Annotated in this window: 1 protein-coding gene; it reads right to left on the bottom strand. The window is 61.3% G+C overall.

The features are described from left to right. Window positions 1-434 precede the first annotated feature (434 nt). A complete protein-coding gene (locus tag AB7I51_RS17950; RefSeq protein WP_428405637.1) occupies window positions 435-2,813 on the bottom strand; it encodes an ATP-dependent helicase in 2,379 nt (792 codons plus the stop codon). Window positions 2,814-3,023 lie beyond the last annotated feature (210 nt).

The following is a 3,023-nucleotide window of genomic DNA, read 5'->3' as shown; positions in this document are numbered from 1 at the left end:
CCTATCCCTCCAACGCGTTCCACAAAGTGCGGTCCTAGAAGGGGTGAAAAACCCGAACGCCGCCGCGCGGCCATGCCGCCCGACATCACGACGACGCCGAAAGTCGCGCCGTCACGAATAAGACGGGTTAAGAAGCACGTTGTCTAGATCACGAAGTTCGTTGCGATCGACAATCGTGTCGCCGATTTTCAGTTTTTTATGGGTTAGAGACAAGAGCTCGCTAAGCACCGATCCCAAGAGTGCGGCAGCCGAAACTATAAATGCGAATGTCTCCCAAGTAGATTCAATTTGCATGCTTAGTGCCTATTGGTTTGCAAGGAAAAATAAGACTATAGAAAAGGTGCATTCGTTCACCCAAGGCCAGCATCGTTCACAACACCGTCGCCCGACGTCACGCGGCTTACGATAATGCGCGGATTGTCGGGCCCAATCAATCACCCCGCCTGTACAAAACTCTCGAGCACCATCTTTCTGCCGGCCTTGTCGAAATCCACCGTGAGCTTATTGCCGTCGATCGCCGCCACCGAGCCGGGCCCGAACTTCAGGTGGAACACCCGAGCCCCTACTGATAAGCGCGAACTGCTTGACGAACGTGCGATGACTTCGCCGTCGATCGTCACCGGCTGTTTTGCGCGGCCGCCGCGCGACTCGCGCGTCGAATCGCTGCGCACAGTCTCGCCCCGCGTCGCCTGCGCGCGCTTCCACCCAGGCGTCGAATAGTCGGAGCCATAGACGTCGAGATTGGCGAAGCGCGACACGCCATAAGAGCCATATTGCGAGCCGCTCGGCGCCTCGACCACTTCGACATTGTCGGAAGGGAGATTGTCGATGAAACGCGACGGCACGGTCGGCTGCCACAATCCGTGAATGCGCCGGTTGCTGGCGAAATAGATTTTCGCCCGCCGCTTGGCGCGCGTCAGCCCGACATAGGCGAGGCGGCGCTCTTCCTCCAATCCGGCGCGTCCCTGTTCGTCGAGCGTGCGCTGACTCGGAAACAGCCCTTCCTCCCATCCCGGCAGATAGACGGTTTCGAATTCGAGGCCCTTGGCGCCATGCAGAGTCATGATCGACACGCGCTCCTGATCGACGGCGCTATCAGTCTCCATGACGAGCGAGACATGTTCGAGGAACGCGGCGAGATCGGGAAAAGCCTCCATCGCCCGAACAAGTTCCTTCAAATTGTCGAGCCGCCCGGCGGCTTCGGGCGTCTTGTCGGCGCGCCACATTTCGGTATAGCCGGATTCATCGAGCGCCTGCTCGGCAAGCTCATGCTGCGGCTTTGCATCGATCAGCGCGCGCCAGCGGTCGAAATCCGCGATGAGGCCGCGCAGCGCGCCGCGGGGCTTCGGCTTTAATTCCTCGCTTTCGACCAGAACGCGCGCCGCCTGCATCAGCGGAACGCGTTCGCGCCGCGCATATTCATGCAGCAATTGCAGCGTCGCGTCGCCTAGGCCGCGTTTCGGCGTATTGACGATGCGCTCGAAGGCGAGATCGTCGGCGGGCTGCGCGACGCAGCGGAGATACGCGAGCGCGTCGCGGATTTCGAGCCGCTCGTAAAAGCGCGGCCCGCCGATGACGCGATAGGGCAGGCCGATCTCGACGAAGCGCTCCTCGAATTCGCGCATCTGAAACGAGGCGCGCACCAGAATGGCGATGTCTTCGAGCGAATCGCCCCGGCGATGCAATTGCTCGATGTCCTCGCCGATGACCCGCGCCTCTTCCTGGCTGTCCCAAACGCCGGTGAGCGTCGGCCTGTCGCCGTCGCCGCCATCGGTGAAGAGCGTTTTGCCGAGCCTGCCGTCATTATGCGAGATGAGATGCGAGGCGGCGGCGAGAATATGCCCGGTCGAGCGGTAATTGCGTTCGAGGCGGATCACCTTCGCGCCGGGAAAATCCTGGTCGAAACGCAGAATGTTCTCGACCTCGGCACCGCGCCAGCCATAGACGCTCTGATCGTCGTCGCCGACGCAGCAGAGATTTTGCTGGCCCGGCGCGCGCGCCTGCGAGATCAGCCGCAGCCACAGATATTGAGCGACATTGGTGTCCTGATATTCGTCGACGAGAATATATTTGAAGCGCCGCTGATAGTCGGCGAGCACGTCAGGATTGTCGCGAAAGAGCCGCAGGCTCTCGATCAAAAGATCGCCGAAATCGACGGCGTTCAACACCTTGAGCCGTTCCTGATAGAGCGCGTAAAGCGCCGCGCCTTTGCCGTTGGCGAAGCTTTCGGCCTCGCCAGCGGGCACCTGCTTCGGCGTCAGCCCGCGATTCTTCCAGCCGTCGATGCGCATGGCGAGCGCGCGCGCCGGCCAGCGCTTGTCGTCGATGTTTTCGGCCTGCAGCACTTGCTTCAAGAGGCGGATCTGATCGTCGACATCGAGAATGGTGAAGTTCGGCTTTAAGCCGACGAGTTCGGCGTGGCGGCGCAGAATCTTGGCGCTGATCGCGTGAAAAGTGCCGAGCCATTGCATCGCCTGCGCGCCTTCGCCGACGAGCGCCTCGACGCGCTCGCGCATCTCGCGCGCCGCTTTGTTGGTGAAGGTGACGGCGAGGATTTCATAGGCGCGGGCTTTGCCGAGCGCGAGAATATGGGCGATGCGGGTGGTGAGCGCCCGCGTCTTGCCGGTGCCGGCGCCGGCGAGCACCAGCACCGGCCCGTCGAGCGTCTCGACGGCGGCGCGCTGTTCGGGATTGAGCGCATCGAGATAGCGCGGCCGGCTAGTCGCCGCGGCGCGCGCGGCGAGTCCGCCCGCTTGCGGCGCGTAGTCGTCGATCTCGGGCGGTGGGGGTGCGGGCCACGGGGTGCCGTTCATGATTCTGCGATCATATAGGAGAACGGAAGGGGAATCACCAATTGCCCAATGTCCGAAGATTGGTCTTTGAACCTTCCAATGGAACTAGAGGGTGTTATGTACTTTCGGGAGGGATGGGTTTAATGGAATCGGATGGTTCCGATTCGCAAGCCTTATCCGTCTGATATCAGTGATGAAGAATGGTCGTTGGTTGCGCCGTATCTGACGCTG

It is taken from the genome of Methylocystis sp., assembly GCF_050246715.1.
Taxonomy (GTDB): domain Bacteria; phylum Pseudomonadota; class Alphaproteobacteria; order Rhizobiales; family Beijerinckiaceae; genus Methylocystis.
The sequence above is the reverse complement of the archived record's forward strand: the minus strand, read 5'-3'. Positions and strand labels throughout refer to the sequence as shown.